Origin of the sequence: Cellulomonas sp. URHE0023, from assembly GCF_000688475.1 — a bacterium.
Lineage (GTDB): Bacteria > Actinomycetota > Actinomycetes > Actinomycetales > Cellulomonadaceae > Cellulomonas.
In genome coordinates, this window is the sequence record NZ_JIAN01000008.1 from 46,263 (window position 1) to 67,617 (window position 21,355).

Annotated in this window: 17 protein-coding genes; 13 read left to right on the plus strand and 4 right to left on the minus strand. The window is 72.6% G+C overall.

The window, feature by feature from the left end; genetic code table 11:
• Nucleotide 1 precedes the first annotated feature (1 nt).
• Nucleotides 2-616, plus strand: coding sequence for a YgjV family protein (locus N553_RS23010; RefSeq protein ID WP_034622844.1), 615 nt, complete (start codon nucleotides 2-4; stop codon nucleotides 614-616).
• 61 nt (nucleotides 617-677) lie between these two features.
• On the opposite strand, the gene N553_RS0115420 is transcribed toward N553_RS23010, so the two are convergent.
• The 3 genes from N553_RS0115420 to N553_RS23015 form a co-directional block, all read right to left on the minus strand.
• Nucleotides 678-1,778, minus strand: a complete 1,101-nt coding sequence (locus tag N553_RS0115420) for a substrate-binding domain-containing protein (protein ID WP_051640237.1) — start codon at nucleotides 1,776-1,778, stop codon at nucleotides 678-680.
• A gap of 113 nt (nucleotides 1,779-1,891) precedes the next feature.
• Nucleotides 1,892-3,013, minus strand: a complete 1,122-nt coding sequence (locus N553_RS0115425; RefSeq protein ID WP_028047281.1) for a substrate-binding domain-containing protein — start codon at nucleotides 3,011-3,013, stop codon at nucleotides 1,892-1,894.
• Complete coding sequence (locus N553_RS23015; RefSeq protein ID WP_051640238.1) at nucleotides 3,010-4,914, minus strand: heparinase II/III family protein; 1,905 nt, start codon at nucleotides 4,912-4,914, stop codon at nucleotides 3,010-3,012. The genes N553_RS0115425 and N553_RS23015 overlap by 4 nt, the downstream gene beginning before the upstream one ends.
• Nucleotides 4,915-5,098: 184 nt before the next feature.
• On the opposite strand from N553_RS23015, the gene N553_RS0115435 reads away from it, so the two are divergent.
• From N553_RS0115435 to N553_RS24415, 10 genes are all read left to right on the plus strand, one after another.
• Nucleotides 5,099-7,009 (plus strand): DUF2264 domain-containing protein, encoded by a 1,911-nt coding sequence (locus tag N553_RS0115435; protein WP_081844677.1) that lies wholly within the window; start codon nucleotides 5,099-5,101, stop codon nucleotides 7,007-7,009.
• A 48-nt stretch (nucleotides 7,010-7,057) separates the two neighbouring features.
• On the plus strand, nucleotides 7,058-8,392 hold the full coding sequence (locus N553_RS0115440; protein ID WP_028047283.1) for an ABC transporter substrate-binding protein: 1,335 nt from the start codon (nucleotides 7,058-7,060) through the stop codon (nucleotides 8,390-8,392).
• 115 nt (nucleotides 8,393-8,507) lie between these two features.
• A complete protein-coding gene (locus tag N553_RS0115445; protein ID WP_028047284.1) occupies nucleotides 8,508-9,431 on the plus strand; it encodes a carbohydrate ABC transporter permease in 924 nt (307 codons plus the stop codon).
• Entirely contained in the window at nucleotides 9,431-10,327 is an 897-nt protein-coding gene (locus N553_RS0115450; RefSeq protein ID WP_081844678.1) for a carbohydrate ABC transporter permease, read from the plus strand. Before N553_RS0115445 ends, N553_RS0115450 begins: the two co-directional genes overlap by 1 nt.
• 5 nt (nucleotides 10,328-10,332) lie before the next feature.
• Nucleotides 10,333-11,004, plus strand: coding sequence for a hypothetical protein (locus N553_RS23020; protein ID WP_051640239.1), 672 nt, complete (start codon nucleotides 10,333-10,335; stop codon nucleotides 11,002-11,004).
• Between the two features lie 37 nt (nucleotides 11,005-11,041).
• Nucleotides 11,042-12,235, plus strand: coding sequence for a glycoside hydrolase family 88 protein (locus tag N553_RS0115460; RefSeq protein WP_034622847.1), 1,194 nt, complete (start codon nucleotides 11,042-11,044; stop codon nucleotides 12,233-12,235).
• A gap of 121 nt (nucleotides 12,236-12,356) precedes the next feature.
• Nucleotides 12,357-13,196 carry a 5-deoxy-glucuronate isomerase gene (locus tag N553_RS0115470; RefSeq protein WP_081844680.1) on the plus strand — a complete coding sequence of 280 codons (840 nt, stop codon included), beginning with the start codon at nucleotides 12,357-12,359 and terminating at the stop codon, nucleotides 13,194-13,196.
• Between the two features lie 7 nt (nucleotides 13,197-13,203).
• Nucleotides 13,204-13,968, plus strand: coding sequence for a 2-dehydro-3-deoxy-D-gluconate 5-dehydrogenase KduD (gene kduD / locus N553_RS0115475; RefSeq protein ID WP_028047288.1), 765 nt, complete (start codon nucleotides 13,204-13,206; stop codon nucleotides 13,966-13,968).
• 10 nt (nucleotides 13,969-13,978) lie between these two features.
• Nucleotides 13,979-15,592, plus strand: coding sequence for a DapH/DapD/GlmU-related protein (locus N553_RS25865; protein ID WP_034622998.1), 1,614 nt, complete (start codon nucleotides 13,979-13,981; stop codon nucleotides 15,590-15,592).
• Nucleotides 15,593-16,049: 457 nt separating this feature from the next.
• Entirely contained in the window at nucleotides 16,050-17,429 is a 1,380-nt protein-coding gene (locus tag N553_RS24415) for a D-alanyl-D-alanine carboxypeptidase family protein (RefSeq protein WP_051640241.1), read from the plus strand.
• 73 nt (nucleotides 17,430-17,502) lie between these two features.
• Here N553_RS24415 and N553_RS0115490 read toward each other — a convergent pair whose 3' ends face one another.
• Nucleotides 17,503-17,889 (minus strand): hypothetical protein, encoded by a 387-nt coding sequence (locus N553_RS0115490; RefSeq protein ID WP_028047289.1) that lies wholly within the window; start codon nucleotides 17,887-17,889, stop codon nucleotides 17,503-17,505.
• Between the two features lie 91 nt (nucleotides 17,890-17,980).
• On the opposite strand from N553_RS0115490, the gene N553_RS24420 reads away from it, so the two are divergent.
• The gene (locus N553_RS24420) at nucleotides 17,981-20,488 is read left to right on the plus strand and encodes a glycoside hydrolase family 5 protein (protein ID WP_156043866.1); all 2,508 of its coding nucleotides are present in this window, start codon (nucleotides 17,981-17,983) and stop codon (nucleotides 20,486-20,488) included.
• Between the two features lie 85 nt (nucleotides 20,489-20,573).
• A complete protein-coding gene (locus N553_RS0115500) occupies nucleotides 20,574-21,347 on the plus strand; it encodes an SDR family oxidoreductase (protein ID WP_028047290.1) in 774 nt (257 codons plus the stop codon).
• Nucleotides 21,348-21,355: the final 8 nt, after the last annotated feature.

Below are 21,355 nucleotides of genomic sequence, written 5' to 3' on the forward strand. Positions count from 1 at the left end.
CATGAACTGGCTCGAGGTCGTCGGATGGGTCGGATCGGCCCTGGTCATCGTGTCCCTCATGCAGGCGCGCGTTCTGCGCTTCCGCGTGCTGAACCTGGTCGGCGCGTTCCTGGCGACCGTCTACAACGCGATCATCGGGGTCTGGCCGTTCGCTGCCATGAACGCCGTGATCGTCGTGATCGACGTGTACTGGCTGGTCAAGCTGCTGCGGGAGCGGCACGACGAGACGGTCTACTCGGTGGTCGAGGTCGACGGCGACGACGCGTACCTGCGGCACGTGCTGAAGGTGCACCACGAGGACATCGCCAAGTTCCAGCCGTCGTTCGCGGCTGACGGCGGAGGTACGGCGTTCCTGGTGCAGCGTGGGGACGAGACCGTCGGCGTCGTCATCGTGCGGGATGCGGGCGACGGGGTCGGTCGGGTCGAGCTGGACTACGTGACCCCGCGGTTCCGCGACTTCACGCCCGGGGAGTTCGTGTACCGGCACAGCGGTGTGTTCGCGGCGCACGGACTGCGCTCGCTCGTCGTCGACGCCCTGCCGCAGAACCGCGAGTACTTCGAGCGTGTCGGCTTCCGCCCCGGGTCTGCAGGCTGGACCCGCGACATGGTGGCGTAGCCGGACAGCCACGGGTCCAGCCCACCGCCGACCGACCCGATGTGCACGGGGCCGCGGAGCCTCAATGCCTGCTCGGGGGCGCCGACGACTCCCTGACACGCAGGGACGGGCTGATCACCACGCGATGGGTCGGGCGCCCAGGGTCGGCCAGCCGGGCGGCGACCAGCTCCACGGCCGCCCGCCCGAGCGAGCGACGCGGGGGCCGGACGGCAGTCAGCGCAGGGCTGAACAGCGCGGCGACCTCGTCGTCGTACGCGACCACGGACAGGTCACCCGGGACGGAGATGTCGCGGTCCTCGCAGCGCTGGACGAGCGCCATGGCCTCGGCGTCGGCGTGGACCACCAGCGCCGTCGTGCCGGTGCGCAGGCACTCGTCCAGGACCGCGTCGAGGGCCGAGTCCCACTGCTCGCGCGGTTCGGGGACGACGGCGTCGACGGCACCGCCGGGATCGAAGCCGCACTCCTGGGCTGCCAGCAGCCAGCCGCGCCGGATGTGCCCGCCCGTCGGGCTGTGCTGGGGGAGGAGCAGCCCGACCCTTCGATGACCCAACGACGCGAGGTGCCGCACCGCCATGGCACCGCCGAGCGTGTGGTCGGAGACGACGGACTCCATCACCGCGTGGTGCGGCCCGACGGTCGCCGACCGCTCGACGAGCACGACCGGGACCTCGGACTCCGCGAGCCAGGCCAAGGTGTGCTCGGTGGTGGTGGCGTCCAGGCGTGGGGCGACGGCCAGGGCGCTGACCCCGATCTGCTCCACGAGCCGCACGAGGTGGGGCAGGTCGTCCTCGACGTCGTACCCGGAGCCCCGCATGACGACCGTCAGACCGTGCCGGGACGCCGCCTCCTCCGCGCCGCGCACCACCCCGGGCCAGTAGTAGTCCAGCGACGGCACCAGCATGCCGACGGCTCCGGTCACGGCGAGCGCGCCCGTCGCTGCCGCGACGTCCTCGCGGACCAGCGTCGCGCCACCGTGGACCCGACGCACGACACCCTCGTCGGCGAGCTGGGCGATGTCGCGGCGGATGGTCACCGCCGCGGCGCCCAACGACTCCGTCAGGTCGGACACGCGCACGGTCCCGTCGCGGTGCAGCGCGTCGAGGAGCTGACGTCGCCGCGTCACCTGCAGCGGGCCACGTCCGTGCTCGGGGGTCGTCGTCACGGGCGTCGGCGCTCCGGACGCGGCGGCGTCGTCGCGGAAGGGTTCGTCACACGCCGAGCATAGGAGTCGTCCGGGTCCCGACCAGGCGACTCGGCGAGGACAGGACGTGCTGGTCAGCGTGCGGGTGGGGGCGCCGACGAGTCGCGGACGTGCAGGGCCGGGCTGATGAGCACCCGGTGCGCCGGCCGGCCAGGGTCCGCCATCCGGGCGACCAACAGCTCGACCGCGGCGTGCCCGACGGAGCTGCGGGGCGGCCGCACCGCAGTCAGAGCTGGGCTGAACAGCCCGGCGACGGTGTCGTCGTACGCGACGACGGACAGGTCACCCGGGACCGACAGGTGATGGCGCTCGCAGCGCTGCACCAGGGCGATGGCCTCGGCGTCGGCGTGCACCAGGAGCGCGGTGGTGCCCGTGCGCCGGCACTGGGCGATGACGTCGTCGACCACCGTGTCCCAGGTGGGGTGGCTGGGGTTGGGAACCTCAGCGTCGACCGTCGAGGCGATCGAGAAGCCGGCCTCCAACGCCGCCTCGAACCACCCCCGGCGCACGTGCGGGCTGGTCGGGCTCGGGGTGTTCGTCACCAGGCCGACCTTCGTGTGGCCGAGGGCGACCAGGTGCCGGACCGCCATCGCGGCGCCGAGCGCGTGGTCGGTCATCACCGACTCCATCGGCGCGTGGTGGTCACCGACCGTGGCCTGGCGCTCCACGAGGACGGTTGGCAACCCGGTCGACGCCAGCCACTCGAGGGTCGTCGCCGCCCTCGGTGACTCAAGGCGTGGTGCGACGAGCAGGCCGGCGATGGACCCCCGGGCGACGAACCGTTCGAGCTGGGGCCGGTCGTCGACGGACTCGTACGAGGAGCCACGCAGCCGGATCCGCAGCCCGTTCTCCCGGGCGACCTCCTCGGCGCCGCGCACGACGTCGGGCCAGTAGTAGTCGAGCGACGGCACGAGCATGCCGAGGTCCCGGGCATGGGGGCGGCGCCGCTCGCCGTCCGCCGGCGCCGCGGGCGCCTCGTCGGCGACCGCCGGGCCGACGAGCGTCGCTCCTCCGTGCACCCGCTGCACGAGTCCTTCGTCCGCGAGCTGGGCGATGTCGCGCCGCACGGTCACCGCGGTGACCCCGAGCTCGCGGGTCAGGTCCGACACGCGCACACTGCCGTCGCGACGCAGCGCTTCGAGCACCTGTGCGCGTCGGGTCGCCTGGAGCGGCCCGCGCTGGTCCAGGTCGCTCACGACGCCTCCCTGACCGTGACGACGAGGCGCCCGTGGTCGCCGTGGGCGGGCAGGGACAGGAGCGTCAGCCGCGAGCCCCAGACGGACGAGAGCATCGGGTCGTCGAGGTCGCGGGTGGTGAGGTCCGGTCGGACCGGCGGCTCCCAGGTCAGCTCGACCGTCCCTACGCCGTCCAGGACCTCGACCAGAGCGCGGCCGGGGACCGCGCTCACCTCACCGGCCACCAGGAGCTGTACGCAGGACGACGGTCCGGCCGGGTCGGGGAGGAGGTCCCACTCGTCGGTGAGGACGACGGAGGCGTCGGCGCGGTCCAGGCTAGCGGTCCGCCACCAGTGCCGCACGCCGTCGAGCGGGTACGCCTCCGCGAGGTCCAGCCGCATCGTCGTCGCCGCGTCGTCGGTCTGGACCGACACGTCGCGTGCCCGGTAGCGGCGCCCGACGCCCTGGCCGGATCCGCGGACGGTCACGGTGCTGTGCCAGGCGCTCTGCATCGTCCAGATCTCGTAGCGCGCGGGACCGAACGTCTGCGCGGTGTAGGTGGGCCGTCCCGCGTCCACGACGAACGGGACCCCGTGCAGCGCGAGGACGACCGAACCGACGTCGCAGTGGTTGTGGTGCTCCTCGTTGTGGCCGCCCTTGACCGCCAGGGTCAGGCCCTCTCTCGAGTCGGTGCGGGGCCGGGCGAGCAGGACCTGCGTGGAGGGGAGCCAGACGTCCGCGTCGAGGGGTTCCCTCTCCGGCGGCTGCACCTGTGCCCACGTCGGGTCGGTGAGGGCGCGCAGCAGGCGGCCGAGACCCTCGCCCTCGTCCCCGACCCCGGACCTGGGACGACGGTAGGACGCGGCGTGAGCGGCCGACCGGGTGTCGCCGACCTGCACCGCGGCACGGTGCAGGGCCGCCCACGGCTGGCCCGGTGACGGCCGGGCCGGACCGTCGGCGACGTTCAGGTACCAGTCACCGCCCAGGTGCATGCGCATGGGGAACGCGACCGTCGCGCGCAGGGCGGGAACCGAGCCTGCGTCCAGCGCGCCTCCGGTGGCGTGCCGGAGCAGGTCGAGCGCGTCGAGCGCACGGCCGGCGCCGTTCCACCAGTACGCGTACCCCTCGTCGATCGCGCCGTCCGGCGGGACCGACGCCACGTAGCGGTCGAGTCCTTCGATCACGAGCGCGACGAGCTGCGCCCGCGAGGGCGACGGCGACGCGGGACCGTCCACGAGCTGCAGGGCCGCGACGAGGACGTTGCCGTGGATCCAGGGGCTCCAGTTGTGCACGTCACCGTCCAGGCCCAGCCAATGCCAGTCGCGACGGCGGACGAAGGGTTCCAGAACCCGGCGAGCTGCCTCGGTGCGGATGCGTGCGCGCAGGCCGGGCCAGCGCTCCTCGAGTGCGGAACCGAGCAGGTGGTCCACCCATGCCAGCTGTCCGACGACCTCGCCGGCGCCGAGGTCGAGGAACGGCTCGTCGGCCGTGGGCAGGATCGCGCCGTGCCGGGTCCGGGTGTCGTCGTGGGCCGGCCAGCACCACGACGACTGCTCGCAGAGCAGGACCACGCCGTCGGCGACCTCGTCCAGCCAGCGGTCGTCGGCGGTGACCGCGGCCATGACCGCTGCGCGTGAGAGACGTCGCTGGCGTGCGAAGACGACCTGCTCGTACTCGTCCCGGTCGCCGTCGCGGTGGACGCGGGCGTACTGGTGCGCCAGGGGGATCGGCCAGGGCCGGCCGAGGTCGGCCTGCGCCCGTGCCGCCAGCTCGTCGACGGTGGTGCGGTCCACCACCGCCCACGCGGCCCGGTCCTGGCTCGTCGGCACGGGGAGGGCGACCGCGGTGAGCAGGTCGGCGAGGCGGGACGCGTCCAGTCCGGGCCAGGCGCGGGCGAGGGGACCCGCGAACGGCGTCGTCATGGCTACCCTCCCGCGTTGTCGTCACTCACCGTGACCACTTTGTGATCGAACGTGATCGTATCAGAGCAGTTAAGTCTTGACATGATCGGTTTTGAGTCTTTATCTTCGATCCTGTCCGAACCGATCGTTCCAGATCATCTCGGTCGCACCGTCCACACTTCGACGAAGAAGCAGGGCTCTCGACATGGTCTCGACGCAGCGCACGGCGACCGCCGATGCCGGCGTGCCCCAGGGCGCGTCCGCGCTGACGCACTGGCGTCGCGACGACTGGACCAGGCTGGCCGACCAGATGCTCGCGGCCGTCCGGCCGTTCGCCTCCCCGCGGCACGCGCTGATCACGCTGCCCGGCGCCCCGGGCGGCTACGGCACGGCGGTGGACGGGCTCGAGGGCTTCGCCCGCACGTTCCTGCTCGCCGGCTTCCGCCTCGCGGGCGAGCACGGGGACGACCCGCAGGGCCTTGCCGAGTACTACGCCGCCGGCATCGCCGCCGGGGTGGACCCCGGCTCGCCCGAGCGCTGGGTGCGCCTGGACCAGCACCCGCAGGCGAAGGTCGAGGCTGCGTCGGTGGCCCTGATCCTCGACCTCACACGACCGTGGATCTGGGACCGGCTGTCCGCGCGTACCCAGGCGCAGGTCGTCGACTACCTGGCCCCCGCCGTCGGGGACGCGACCTACCCGCGCATCAACTGGGTGTGGTTCCGGCTCGTGGTGCAGACGTTCCTGCGCTCGGTCGGCGGACCCTGGTCGTCGTCGGACGTCGCTGAGGACCTTGCGACCCACGACAGCTTCGCGCGCGCCGACGGCTGGATGGCCGACGGCCCGGAGCGGTCCTACGACCACTACGTGGGGTGGGCGCTGCACCTGTACCCGACCCTGTGGTCGCGGATGAGCGGCGCCGCCGAGCTCGCGCAGGACCGCCGTGCGCGGGACGTCGCCGCGCTCGACCGGTTCCTGCTGGACGCCGTACGGCTCGTCGGCTCAGACGGCTCGCCGCTGATCCAGGGCCGCAGCCTCGCGTACCGCTTCGCCGCCGCCGCGCCGTTCTGGGTCGGCGCCCTCGCCGGCGTGCCCTCGGTCGGTCCTGGGCTGCTGCGCCGGGCGGCCTCGGGGATCGTGTCCCACTTCGGCGACCACGCGGTGCCCGACGAGAACGGGCTGCTCACGCTCGGCTGGCACGACGCCTGGCCGCGGATCGCGCAGTCGTACTCCGGACCGAGCTCCCCGTACTGGGCGAGCAAGGGGATGCTCGGCATCGCACTGCCCTCCGACCACCCGGTGTGGCTGGCCGACGAGGAGCCGCTGCCCGTCGAGCGGGCGGACTTCACCTGCGCGGTCACCGCGCCCGGCTGGGCCGTGTCCGGCACCCGGGCAGACGGGATCGTGCGGGTGGCCAACCACGGCACCGACCACGCGCTGCCCGGGTCGAGCGACGCCGAGTCGCCCCTGTACGCCCGGATCGGCTACTCCACAGCGACGAGCCCGTTGCTGGACGAGGACGCCTGGACCGACCCGCTGGAGCAGTCCGTCGCCCTGATCGACGAGCACGGGCGAGCCAGCCACCGCACCGGGATGACCCTGCTGCGGTGCGAGGTCTCGGACGGCGTGGCAGTCGCGGCCTCGCGCGCGCACGCCCACTGGGTGCGGCCGTCGGCGGCGCAGGAGCAGCACGGGTCCGGGTGGACCGGAACGGCTGAGCCGGCCGGCGCGATCGTGGTCACGTCGCTGCTGCGCGGGCCGTGGGAGGTCCGCCTGGTGCAGGTGGAGAGCCTCGCGCCCGGTGTGGTCGAGCTGCGCGTCGGGGGCTGGCCGGTCACGGACGGCCGGCTCGTCTCCCTCCTCGAACCGGTGCTCGGCACCGCCCGCAGTGCAGCTGTGGTGCGTCGGCACGCCAGCCCGCTCGGCGACGACGCACACGTACCAGTCCTCACGTTCCCCGTCCGAGCCGGAGACCTCGTGGCGGTCACCGTCACCTTGGGACACCCCCCGACGTCGACCGGCAAGGCCCTCGCGCCGGTCGCACTGCACCGACTGCCCGACGACCAGGTCGACGTGACCTGGCCTGACGGCAGCCGGACCCGGCACCGCACCGCCTGACCCCTATCGGGTACCTCGACGAGGTGCCCTGACCCTGAAGGAGCACGCATGAAGCGCTCGATGGCGACCGCTCTCGGCCTGGCCGCGGCAGCGTCACTGGTTCTCGCCGGCTGCGGCAGCAGCAGCGGCGACGGTGACGACGACGCGACGTCCCCGGCCACGGCTGCGGCCACGGAAGCCCAGGACCCGGTCACCCTGTCCCTGGCGGGGTGGAGCCTGGCGACGACCCCGGAGTTCCAGGAGCTCGCGGACGCGTTCCACGCTGAGAACCCGAACATCACGGTGGAGCTCAAGGAGTACGACGCCGCGAACTACGACACGCAGATGATCGCGGACCTCGCCGCCGGTAGCGCGCCCGACGTCTACGTGCTGAAGAACCTGAAGAACTTCTACACGTACCAGAGCGGCGGGCAGCTGGTGGACGTCTCGGACGTCTCGGAGGGGCTCGGCGACGAGGTGAGCGGGCTGAAGGCGTACGAGGTCGACGGTGCGACCTTCGGCGTCCCGTACCGCCAGGACTCCTGGTACCTCTACTACAACAAGGACCTCTTCGACGCCGCGGGCGTCGAGTACCCCGACGGGTCCTGGACCTGGGACGACTACGCGGACGCGGCCGAGAAGCTGACGCCGGCGCTCGCGGCCACCGGCGCCAAGGGCACGTACCAGCACAGCTGGCAGTCGACGGTGCAGGGCTTCGCCCTCGCCCAGACCAAGGGTGCATCGCTCCTCGAGGACGACTTCGGCTACCTCGAGCCGTACTACGACCGGGCCCTGAAGCTGCAGACCGACGGCGCGCAGGAGTCGCTGGGCACCGTCACGACCAACAAGCTGACCTACCAGGCGCAGTTCGGTACCCAGAAGGCGGCCATGATGCCGATGGGCAGCTGGTACGTCGCGACGCTCATCGCCCAGCAGGCCTCCGGCGACGCGCAGAAGTTCGCCTGGGGCATCGCCCCGGCACCGCAGTTCGACTCCTCGACCACCGGCACCTCCAAGACGCCCATCACGTTCGGTGACCCCACCGGCCTGGGCATCAACCCGGCGGCCGACGACGACACGATCGCCGCGGCGAAGAAGTTCCTGGCGTTCGCAGCCAGCGAGGACGGCGCCAAGGGCCTCGCCGGTATCGGGATCACCCCGGCCTACGTCTCCGACGCCGTCTCGGAGGCCTACTTCGGCGTCGCCGGAGTGCCCACGGACGACCTGTCGAAGTTCGCCTTCTCGACGCACGACACCAAGCCGGAGAACCCGGTGAACAAGAACACCGCGGCCATCCAGAACATCCTCAACGAGACGCACACCGGGATCCTGTCGGGATCGACCGACGTCGCGGGCGGCATCTCGTCGGCGGAGTCGCGCGTGAAGTCCGAGGTCGCCCCGTGACGCTGCGGACGGCGCCGCGACGCTGACGGCGCGACCCGGTCCTGGTGCCGCCGCACCCGTCGGCGGCGGCACCGGGACCGGACCTCCAGGTCAGGAACCTCCCAGGAGAGACACGATGGTCACCACCACACCGATCGCCCCGGCGGCGCCGCCCGTCGTGCGCCGCGGACGGCTCAAGCTCCGGAACACCCTCCTGGGCTGGACCTTCCTGCTGCCGAACTTCGTCGGCTTCGCCGTGCTCACGCTCGTTCCCGTGGTCGCGCTGTTCTACCTCGCGTTCACCGGCTGGAACGTCTTCGGCAAGGCCCCGTGGGTTGGGCTCGACAACTTCCAGCGGATGCTGCACGACCCGACGTTCTGGGTGTCGCTGAGGAACACGCTCTACTACACGGCCTTCCACATCCCGCTGACTCTCGTCACGTCGCTCGGCCTGGCGCTGCTGCTCAACCGCAAGCTGCGCGGTGTCGCGTTCTTCCGCACCGCGGCCTTCTTCCCTTACATCACGTCGATCGTGGCGATCGCCGTGGTCTGGAACATGCTGTTCAGCCCCGAGTACGGGCCGATCAACCAGTTCCTCCTGCGCCTCGGCGTCGACAACCCGCCCGGGTGGACGTCCTCGGCCACCTGGGCGATGCCGGCCGTCATCATCGTCGGGACCTGGCGCGAGATGGGCTACTACATGCTCCTGTTCCTCGCCGGGCTGCAGACGATCCCCCCGGAGCTCTACGAGGCCGCCCGCGTCGACGGAGCCAACGCCTGGCAGCGCTTCTGGAGCGTGACGCTGCCGAGCCTGCGCCCCACGACGTTCTTCGTGACCGTGATGCTCACGATCGGCAGCTTCAAGGTCTTCGACCTCATCCTCGTGATGACCAACGGCGGGCCGGGTCAGTCCACCCTCGTGCTCTCCCAGCTGGTCTACCGCAAGGGCTTCGAGGAGAACCAGTTCGGGTACGCGTCGGCGATCGCGGTGGTCCTGTTCCTTATCTGCGTGGGCGTCACTGTCGTGCAGTTCGTCGTGAACAAGCGGAGGGACCGCTGATGGCCGTCACCATGTCGACCCCGCCCCCGCTGGCGCTCGCCGACCGCCCGACGCTGCGCAGGCCACCTGCTCGCCCGCTCTCCACCGTGGGGAAGATCTTCGGGTACGTCACGCTCGTCGTGGCCGCGGTCGCCATCCTCGTCCCGTTCTACTGGATGGCGATGTCCTCGCTGAAGACCAACAACGAGGTCTTCACGGTGCCGATCAAGTGGCTGCCGACGCAGGCCCAGTGGCACAACTACGTCGACATCTTCACCAAGGCCAACATGGCGACCTGGCTGAGGAACACCCTCCTGCTGTCGGTCGCCGTCACCTTCTTGCAGGTGCTCACGGGCAGCTTCGCCGCCTACGGCTTCTCGAAGGTGCGCTTCCCCGGCCGCGACCTGCTGTTCCTCGTCTACATCGGGACGATCGCGGTGCCGTGGCAGGCGTACATGATCCCGCAGTTCATCCTCTTCTCGAAGCTGCACCTGTCGAACACCCTGTGGTCGATCATCGCGCTGCAGGCCTTCGGGGCGTTCGGCGTGTTCCTGATGAAGCAGTTCTACGACACGGTCCCCGAGGAGCTGTCCGAGGCCGCCCGCATCGACGGGCTGTCCGAGTACGGGATCTGGCGGCGGATCATGCTGCCGCTGTCCGTGCCCGCGCTGGCCTCGCTCACGCTGCTCACGTTCGTGACGACGTGGAACGACTACCTCGGACCGCTGATCTACCTGCGCAACCCGGACCTGTTCACGGTCCAGCTCGGGCTGAGCACGTTCATCTCGCAGTACAACGCCGAGTTCGCCCTCATCATGACGGGCTCGGTGATCTCGGTCCTGCCGATCGCGATCATCTTCCTGCTCGGTCAGCGCTACTTCATCGAGGGCATCGCGACCTCCGGGCTGAAGGGCTGACGACCATGCGCCTTCGGATCTCGCACGCCGCCGTGGTCACCGTGCTCGGCGCGGCCTACACGGGGCTCGTCGTGAACGCGCTGCTCGTCGTCGCGTGCCTGCCGTTCCTCGTCGTCCTGGCGGCCACGGATGCCGCCCGGTCCTGGCCGCTGCTCGCCGTCCTGGCGCCCACGACCTTCCCCGCGTTCGTGGCGACCGCCCGGGTCTTCGCCGACGAGACCGACGGGGTCGTGCGCACCTTCACCGGCACCTGGCGCTCCCTCTGGCGTCGTTCGGCCACCCTCGGCGCCATCGCGAGCGCGGTCGTGACCGTGCTGGCGGTCGACATCAGGGCGCTGTTCGGGCGCGAGCAGGGCGCCGTGCTCATCCCCGTCCTGGCCGTCCTGCTCGCGCTCGCGGTCGTCGTGACGGTGCACGCGGTCGTCGTGCTCTCCCAGGTCCCGGATGCCCGCCTGCGCGACGTGATCGTCTGGTCCGCCCTGCTCGGGGTGCGGCACTGGTACCTCTCGCTCGCGTCGCTGCTCGTGCTGGCGGTGCAGCTCACGTTCCTGAACGCGGAGCCGGTGCTCGCCCTCGGGCTCACCACCGCGCCCCTGCTCTACGTCGTGTGGGCCAACACCTCCTTCGCGCTCCGCCGTGCGATCGTCCCCGTCGCCGCCGCCCAGCCTGTCGGCTGACCCGCCCGCGACCCGTTCACCCATGCCAGGAGAATCCATGACCACGACCGACGCGAGCGCGAGCCGGTCTCTCACCGACGGCGCCATCGCCGCCGCGCTGCACACCGTGAGCGCCAACGCCGCGACGTTCGGACTGCGCTACCCGGCCGACACCACCACCGACGGCGTCTACGCCCTCCGGCCGGCGACCGACGAGCACCCGGCGGGGTCGAACCTCGGCTGGACGACGAGCTTCTGGCCGGGCCAGCTGTGGCTCGCCACCGAGCTGACCGACCGCGAGGTGTTCCGCGACGCCGCGCTGGACCACGTCGCGAGCTTCGCCGCCCGCGTGCGCGACGAGGTCGAGCTCGACACCCACGACCTCGGGTTCCTGTACACCCTGAGCTGCGTCACGGCCTGGCGGCTGGAGGGGGACGTCGTGGCGCGTGAGGCGGCACTGGCCGCCGCTGACGCGCTGATGGTGCGGTTCCTCGAGCCCGCCGGGATCATCCAGGCGTGGGGCGACCTGAGCGACCCCCGCCAGCGCGGCCGGACCATCATCGACAGCCTGATGAACCTGCCGCTGCTCCGGTGGGCGAGCGTCGTGTCGGGTGACCGCTCCTACGGCGACGCCGCGGACCGGCACGCCGTCGCGCTGCGCGACCACATCCTGCGTCCGGACGGCACGACGTTCCACACGTTCTACTGGGACGCCGAGACCGGTGCCCCGCTGCGGGGGGCGACCGAGCAGGGCGAGTCCGACAGCTCGTGCTGGGCGCGTGGTCAGGCCTGGGGCATCTTCGGCTTCGCCCTCACCCACCGGGAGACGGGCGACGAGTCGTTCCTCGAGGCAGCGCGGCGGTGCGCCGACCACTTCCTCGAGCAGCTGCCGCCGGACGGGGTGCCGTACTGGGACCTGGCGCTGGTGGACGTGCCCCGGGACAGCTCCGCGGCGGCGATCACCGTGTGCGGGCTGGACGAGCTGGTCCGGCTCCTGCCGGAGAACGACCCGGCGCGCGCCCGGTACGCGGACGCCGCTACGGGCATGCTGGACGCGCTCGTCGCGACGTGCACCCCGGTCGCCGGGGCGGACGCGAGCCCGCTCCTGCTGCACGGCGTCTACGACATGCCCCGCGGCATCGGGGTCGACGAGGGCACCCTCTGGGGCGACTACTACTTCCTCGAGGCGCTGACCCGCCGCGCCCTGCCGCAGTGGCGCTCCTACTGGTGGGTGGCGGGGGAGGAGCGGTGACGTGGAGATGCTGACCCTCACCCCCGGACCCGGCGGCTGCACGATCGGCGCCCTCGGCACCCTGACCCACCGGTTCGTCGCCGGTCCCCGCACCTAGCCCACCCACGAGGAAGGCGAGTCCATGGACTACCGCTACCACTGCGACATCCCCGCCGAGCACGGCTGGAACAGCCTGCCCGGGAAGGACACCCCCGGAGGCTGCGAGGTGATCGACCTCAACCTGCTGCGGCTGGCGACGGGTCAGTCCCACGCGGGGTCGTCGGGCGACCGCGAGTACCTGGCGGTGATCCTCGGGGGCACGGCCACGTTCACGATCGGCGAGCTGACGTTCGAGCGCGTGGGCGGCCGGGCCGACGTGTTCTCGGGCAGGCCGCACGCGGTCTACATCCCGGCCGGGCACGACTTCACGGTCGTCGCCGACACCGACGTGGAGGTCGCCCTGCCGAGCGCGGTCAGCGACCGGCCCGACATCGCGCCGTACGTCATCGAGCCGGACCAGGTGGCCACCGGCCGATGGGGTGCGGCGAACTTCGGGCGCAGCTTTCACCAGATCCTGACCACGGCGGCCCAGCCCGACCTCCCCGCCAGCCGGCTGATCGTGGGGGAGACCTTCACGCCGTCGGGCAACTGGAGCACGTTCCCGCCGCACCGGCACCAGAACGACAACCTGCCCACCGAGGCGCAGCACGAGGAGGGCTACTACTTCCGCACGAACCCGTCGGACGGCTTCGGCATCGCCCGCGTGCACACCGACGACGGCTACTCCGAGAACTACACGGTGCACGACCATGCGGTGCAGATGATGTGGGAGGGGTACCACACGGTGGTCAGCGCCCCCGGTGTGCAGACCTACTACCTGTGGTTCCTCGGCGGCGTCGGCCGCACCCAGGGCGCCGTCGACGACCCGCGCGTCGCATGGGTCGGCACGACGGTGCCCACCCTGCGCGACCTGGGTCTGTGAGGCGCCGGTGATCCTCGACCAGTTCTCGCTCACCGGGCGCGTCGCCCTGGTCACCGGCGGCAGCCGGGGCCTGGGGCAAGGGCTGGCGCTCGCGCTGGCCGAGGCGGGGGCGGACGTCGCGCTGCTCGACCGTGGGAGTGCGCAGGAGACGGTGCGCCAGATCGAGGACCTCGGGCGGCGCGCCGTGACGGTCGAGTGCGACCTGCTCGGGGCCGACGCCGACGACCTCCAGGGCGTCGTGCAGAGCGTCGTCGGCTCGCTCGGCCGCCTCGACATCCTGGTCAACAACGCGGGCATCATCCGCCGGGAGCCCGCTCTCGAGTTCAGCGAGAGCAGTTGGGACGACGTGCTGGACGTGAACCTGCGCGCGGTGTTCTTCCTGAGCCAGGCGGCGGCACGGGTGATGCGGGACACCGGCGGCGGGAAGATCATCAACGTGGCCTCGATGCTGTCCTTCCAGGGCGGCATCCTCGTACCGTCGTACACGGCGGCCAAGAGCGCCGTTGCGGGCCTCACGCGGGCCCTGGCGAACGAGTGGTCCGCGCTGGGCATCAACGTCAACGCGATCGCGCCCGGCTACATGGCGACCGACAACACCGCACCCCTGCGTGCCGACGAGGAGCGCGCGGCGGCCATCCTCGGGCGCATCCCGGCCGGCCGGTGGGGTACGCCCGACGACCTGCAGGGCATCATCGTGTTCCTCGCCTCGCAGGCCTCGGCCTACGTGCACGGTGCCATCGTGCCGGTCGACGGCGGCTGGTTGACCCGCTGACGTGGACGACGTGGCACCGGACGCCGGTCTCGAGCTCGACTTCGCCCCCTGGGAGTGGGACCGGCGCGCCACGCCGCACCACCGGGTGGCGATGGCGGGCCGGCTGGACGCCCTGCGTGCGCGCGGGTACGTGCTCGGTGCCGGGTGCCTCGTGTCGTCGTCCGCGGCGGTCGACGCCGACCGGCTCGAGCTCGGCGACCGGACGTACGTGGCCGCGCACGTGCACGTCACGGGCGACGTCGTGCTGGGTGCCGACTGCTCGGTGAACGTCGGTGCCGCCGTCCGCGGCCGGGTGCGCACCGGCGACGGGGTGCGCATCGGCGCGTCGTCGTCGCTGCTCGGCTTCAACCACGGGTTCGACGACCCGGACGTCCCGGTGTTCCGTCAGCCGCTCACCAGTGCCGGCATCGAGGTGGGCGACGACGTGTGGATCGGTGCGCACGCCGTCGTGCTCGACGGGGTGCGGATCGGGGCGCACGCGGTGGTCGGTGCCGGCGCAGTCGTCACGAGGGACGTGCCGGACTGGGCGATCGTGGTCGGGAACCCGGCCCGGCAGGTCGGCGACCGCAGGGAGACGGGTCGGCGGGCCGACGCGTCGTCGCGCCTTCGCGCCCGCACCCGGGCAGCGCGTGAGCAGGTCCCGGGGATCGTCCGCCGCTCCTGGTCCGGGGACGCGTACGGCGACGCCCCGAGCGCGTCCCCGACCGTGCGGGCGCACTGCGACGCGATCGAGCTCGCGGACCTCGTCGGGGGACCACCGCCACCGGAGCTGTCGCTCGACGAGCACGTGCGCCGGCTGAGCTCGTGGCAGGACGCCGCTACGGGGCTCGTCCCGTCGCTGTCGCGCGGTGACGCCGGACCGACGGCGGGTCCGTTCCCGGACCACGCGCAGGCCTATCACGTGCTCTGCGTCGGCTACGCCCTTGACCTGCTCGGCTCCCGCCTGCCGCACCCGGTGGCCGCCGTGACCTCGCTCGCCCCGGACGCCCTGGTCACCGTGCTGGACGGCCTGCCGTGGGCCACCAACGCCTGGGGCGCGGGAGCCGTCGTCGACTCGATCGGCACCGCACTGGCCTGGTCGCCCATGAACGGCCCGCTCGCCGAGACCGTCGTGCGGTGGCTCGACGCCGCCCGCGATCCCGGGACCGGACTGTGGGGCTCGTGCGCCTCGGGCCTACGGGAGCCCGTCAACGGCACCTACCGGCTGGTGCGAGGGACCTACGCGTCGTGGGGCCCGCGCACGGGCGGGAACGACGCGATGGTGGACACGGTGCTGCGGCGGGGCGCGGACACGCTCGAGTCGGCCTGCGACGTCCTCGACGTCGCCTACCTCCTGTGGTGGGCCGGACCGGAGGCGCGCGCGCGGCGGGCGCGGGACATCGCCGACCTCGGCCGCCACCTGCTCGACGTCGCGCTCGGCAACTGGGTCGAGGCCGACGGCGCCCCGTTCGTCCTCGGCGGGCCGCCGACGCTCCAGGGCACCGAGATGTGGCTGGCGACGACGTGGTACCTCGCCCAGATCTGCGGTCTCGGGAGCGAGTACGGGCTGCGGCCACGGGGGATCCACCGGCCGCATCCCCTGCGCGGACCGGCCGCCCACCCGCCGACGCCCCCGGCGGCCTGAGCCGAGGTGCAGGTGCTCGCGGTCGAACGGCGCAACCCGCACGCGCCGGACCTCCGAGACGGTTCGCCACTGCCTGCACGTGATCCTCGAGGAGGAGTGGGAGCACCACCGCTTCGCGGCCCGCGACCTCGGCATCATCCCCGCGACCTCGGCGTGAGCCGATGACGACCGTGGACGCCACGCCGTCGGCCAACCGTTGATGCGGCGGGCGGTCACCGCTCACCCGCCGTTCGCGCCCGTCCTGGAGCGTCGCTCGCGGCGGACTTCGCCCTCGGCGCCGGTCGACGTACGGGCTCGACGGTGAGAGTGTCGACTGACGGAGATCCGGAGGGGTGCGGTGCCGGCAGCGTGGGCGAGCAGAGGGCGTCATCGTGCGCGCCCGGTTCCGGGCAGGTGGCGGGCTCGGCCCGTCACGGTCCTCTCCTCGACCACCTTCCTCGCGGCCACCCTGGCCGCGGTGTCGTTCGCGCCCTCGCCCTCGCCCTCGGTCGGCGTCGGGCCGCTTACCGGGCACGTGGCGGCGAGCGCCCCGGCACACCAGACGACGCAGGTCCCGCACGAGCCGATGAGCACGGCCTACCGGTCCGCGCTGCACCGGCTGAACGAGCGGGTGGAGGCGGCGCAGACCGCGACCGTCACCCTGGTCGCGAACCCGGTCGTCCCCGTGGCGCCGGCGCCTGCCGAGGTGCCCAGCCTGCCCGTCGACGTCGTCGACACGGCGTTGCCGGTGCCGCCTGCGGCCTCGCTGCTGACTGCCGACAAGCTGGCGTCACGGGTGCAGGGTGCGCGCCAGGAGATCGCCGGGGGTGACCTGTCGTCCGCCGCGCGGGTGGTCAAGGACGTCGAGACGGATGTTCTCCTGGTGGCCCTCGACCTCGCGGACCAGTCTGCGCAGAACGCGGCACTGGCCCGCCTGCTCGTGCCGGCCGACCCGAACGTCGCCGTCCTGGACGCTGCGGTCGAGGCCGCGCACGCCGCCGCGGACGTCCGTGACGTCGTCGCGACGGCCGCGGCGGCGACGCAGGCGCGCGACGCGGCCGCCGGCATCACGCGTGCCCCGGAGGTCGCCACCACGACCGCGGACGACGCGACCAAGGCGGTGATCCTGCGGGCGCAGGAGCAGGCCCGCTCGACCGATGGCTACACCAACGGGAACATCCCCCTCGACGTGCTCTGCCCGGTCGCGTTCGCACCCGCCCAGCGCTTGCGGTGCGACGCCGCGGAGGCGCTCGGTGCGATGAACGCTGCGTACCGCCAGGCGTTCGGCCACGACATGGTGCTCTCCGGCTCCTACCGGAGCCTCGCCGACCAGGTGAGCACCAGGGCGGCCAAGGGTGGGCTCGCCGCGGTGCCCGGCACCTCGAACCACGGCTGGGGTCTGGCGATCGATCTCGGCGACGGGATGGACAGCTACGGGTCGGCGCAGTACGCGTGGATGAAGGCCAACGCCGTCCAGTTCGGCTGGCACCACCCCACCTACATGGACCAGGGCGGTCGTGGCCCCCACGAGCCGTGGCACTGGGAGTTCGGCACGACCGACGACCGCGGCACCGGGACGTCGACACCCATCCTGGTCGGCGACGGGCAGCGGGCCCCCGCCGCCTCGGTCGAGACCCCCGACCCGCAGCCGACGCCCACGGCTACGCCTACGCCCAGCGTGACCTCGACGCCCGAACCGACACCGACGCCCAGCGAGACGGCCGCGCCGACGCCGACGGCGACCCCCACGGAGACGCCGGCTCCGAGCGGCACGCCCACCCCACCGCCGACCCCGACCTCCACCCCGGAGTCGAGCCCGAGCGGATCTGCCGGGCCGACCGCGGTGCCCACGCCCTGACGCGGAGCGCGGCGCAGGACGGGGCCGCCGAGCGCCGGACGAGGCGTCGAGCCGTACTGCCGGGAGAGGGCGGTCAGTCCGTGGGTCCGGCGTCGAGCGTGCCGGGGTCACCCTCGAACGGTCGGAGCGTGTCCGGCGCCGGGAACGCCAGGACGTGCGTGTCCGTCCTGGCCTCCACGGCACCGAAGTCGTCGACCTTCACCACGACGCGCTCCGGGGTCACCTCGACGATGCGCACGCGCGCACGAGTGCCGTCCGGCAGGTCGAGCTGCCACAGGTCCGCCAGGAAGTGCAGCCCGCGCTCGTCGAGCGCCTCCTCGGCCGCCAGCCAGTCGACGACTCCGGAGACCTGTCGGCCCAGTGCGTCGAGGGCGACGAACCCGTCACCGCGCGGCTGGATCCACCCCACGCGCTCTCGGTCGCCCGCTCGGCGGTGCTCGATCCAGTCCTCATGGGGCACGAGGCGATCGTAGCCACGACGCTGTCCGTCGCGTCGAACGGGTGACACCCCCGACGAGCGGGCACCTGCTCCTATAGAGTCCGCGCTCACCATGGCTGATCAGACGACGATGTCTCCGCCCCGGTCGCGCATGCGCCGCCGTGACCTCCGTGCGACGGCAGCCTCGGCCGTCGTCGTCCTCGTCCTGGTCGCGGTGCTCGCCGTGGTCGACCCGACGGGTCTGCTCGCGCCCGTCGGTGGGCACGGGATGCCCGTGGTCCGGTTCGGCGCGGCGTACCAGTGGGCGCCGCTGCTCGTCGGGCTGCCGGTCCTGCTGGGCGGCTCGATGCTCCCGGTGCTCGTGGTCGCGCGAGCGGGGTCGTCCGCACGCTGGCTGTTCGTCGTCACGTGGGTCGCGGTCGTCGGCGCCGTCGCGCTCGCGGCGGCCGCCACCGCGGTCGCCACTGCCCTGCCCCTGGTCGGCGCGCACCTGAGCCTCGTCGCGACCGTGAGGTTCGCCGTGGCCTCGAGCGGGTTCGCCGGGCTCAAGGGCCTCGTGGCGGGGCCGCTCGTCGCGCTGGCTGCTGCGCTCGCCCACGGTCGCGCGGAGCCGAGGCGGGACGGGACCACGTCGAGCCGCCGTGCGGTCGCCGCCATGCTGGCCGTCGTCGCGCTGACGGCGATCGGCAGCGCCACGTGGCGCGGCGGTGCCGTCGGCTACGCGTTCGCCGGGCCGCTGCTCGCCCCGACGAGTGCCGCGAGCGCGCTGGGCACGCTGACCGGGATGGTGCTGTTCCTCGCGATGTTCGGCGTGGTCGTCCGGGCGGCACTCCTGCGCCTCCCTGACGAGGCGGCGCTCGCGGTCTGGTTCGCCGCGCTCGTGGCGGGCGTCGGCCTGGGGCTGCTCACCGCGCTGGTCGCGGCCCTGACCGGGCACCTGGACGACGCGGGGCCGGACAGCTGGTGGATCGCCACGACGCTCATCGCCGTCGCGACCGGGATCGGTTACGGGGTCGGCGTCGGCCTCCTCGCCGCACCGGTCACCGCGCTCTGCCTGCGCTGGCCCGGGCGCCTGCCCGCGGGCAGGGCGTGGCCCGTCGTCGCGACCGCCGTGGTGCTGCTCGTCGTCCCGCTCGTGGTCCCGACGGCGGTGCGCGGCCCGGCGCCTGTGGTGCCTGTCGCAGCGAGCGGCGGGATGGAGCGGCTGCACCTCCTGCCTGCCCAGGACCCGGGCGGTCTGCCCGTGATCGGCGACGTCACCGGCCGGCGGGTGCTCCTGCGCGGGGTCAACATGAACCAGCTGGTCGACTACTACCTGCGCGACCCCGCCGTCCCGGCGACGCAGCCGCCCACCGACGACGACTTCGCGAGGATGGCGTCGATGGGCTTCAACGTGGTCCGCCTGGGCATGTCGTGGTCCCGGCTCGAGCCGACCAGGGGCCAGCTCGACGAGGCGTACCTCGGGCAGGTCGAGGCCGCGGTGGCGTCGGCGAAGAAGCACGGCCTGTACACCGTGCTCGACATGCACGAGGACGCGTGGGGCAACGCGCTCGCTCGTCCCGACGAGCACTGCGACGGGGGGACGTCGCCGACGACCGGGTGGGACGGCGCGCCGGGCTGGGCGACGATCACCGACGGGGCGCTGCACTGCCAGTTCATGGCACGCGACCTCGCTCCGGCCGTCGCGACGGCGTACAGCAACTTCTACGTCGACCGCGACGGCATCCAGGCCGAGCTCGTCCGGACCTGGGCGTGGGTGGCGGAAGCGTTCGCGGACGAGCCGGCCGTCGCCGGCTACGACCTGTTCAACGAACCGGGCATCGGCGCGACGCCACCGGTCAGCAACGGCCTGCTTCTCGGGCGCTACTACGCCGCCGCGATCACGGCGATCCGCGACGCGGAGGTTGAGGGGGACGGCTACGCCCACCTGGCCTTCTTCGAGCCGAGCGTGCTGTGGTCCGGTCTCGGGTTCGACGTGACGCCCCCGCCGGGGTTCACGTCCGACGCGCAGCTCGTGTTCGCGCCGCACCCGTACAGCGAGTCGATCAGCATGGACCAGAGCTTCGGGCTGAACATCGCGTCCATCGAGCGGAACCTGACCATGTCGGCGGAGGCGGCGAAGAGCTACGGCGCGGCCCTGTGGCTGGGGGAGTGGGGCTGGTTCGGTGACCCGACGGCCGACGGTGCGAAGGTCCAGCGCCTGGTCTCCGCGCAGAACCGGCTCGGCGTCGGGGGCGCGTTCTGGGTGTGGCGGCAGGGCTGCGGGTCCCCGGAGACCGGCGACGACGCCACGAGCTCCGGCAACCTCGTCTCGACCGACTGCGCGTCCGGTGAGCTGAGCCCACCGCCCGCAGGCTTCGCGGAGCCGCTCAGCCGGGCCTACCCGCAGGTGTTCCCCGGCTGGGTCGACTCGCTGACGTCCAGCGGCGCGAGCCTCCAGCTCACCGCGACCGTCGACGACCCGGACGTGAGCTGCGAGTTCGACATCTGGGTCCCGGGCGACGCGCGACCGGGGGTCAGCACCTCGGGCGTGACGGGTGCGAGGACCATGCAGGTCGACGGCGGCTGGCACGTGACCGGCTGCGCCGAGGAGCGCTACACGGTCACGGTGGAGGCGTAGCCGGTGCGCTGACCCGCCGCGGCGCTGCAGGGCCGGCCTCGACGAGAGACCATGGCGGTCACTCGTCGAGGCAAAGGAGCTTGCGATGCGCACGGTCGTCGTCACGGGGGCTGCTTCCGGGATCGGCAAGGCCACCAAGGAACTGCTCGAGGACCGCGGGCAGCGCGTCATCGGGGTGGACATCCAGGAGAGCGACGTCGTGGTCGACCTGACCACCCCGGCAGGTCGGCTCGAGCTCGTCGACAAGGTCGGTGAGCTGAGCGGCGGCACCATCGACGGCATCGCGGCCATCGCCGGTCGGATCAACTCGGGTTCGCCGGACATCGCGGTCAACTACTTCGGGGCGGTCGCCACCCTCGAAGGGCTGCGCCCGCTCCTGGCCGGCTCCTCGGCGCCACGCGCGGTCGTCACCTCCTCGATGGCGAGCCTGCTGCCGCACGACGACGAGCTGGTCGACCTGTGCCTGGCGAACGACGAGCACGCAGCCCTCGACCGGGCGCAGAAGCTGGTCGACACCGGGCTCGGCAGCCAGATCTACGCGACGTCCAAGGTGGCGCTCAGCCGGTGGGTGCGTCGGTCGGCCGTCACGGACGACTGGGCCGGCGCAGGCATCCCCCTGAACGCGATCGCGCCGGGGATCGTGCGGACGCCGATGATGGCGCACCTGCTCTCGACGCCGGAGAAGCGCGAGCGCCTGGCGGCCCAGGTGCCGATGCCACTGGTCGGCCTCATGGAGGCCTCCGCACCGGCCGCTCTCCTCACGTGGCTGCTCAGCGAGGAGAACACCCACATGTGCGGCCAGGTCGTGTTCATCGACGGCGGCTCCGACGCCTCGATCCGCGGCGACTCCACCTGGTGAACCGGTCC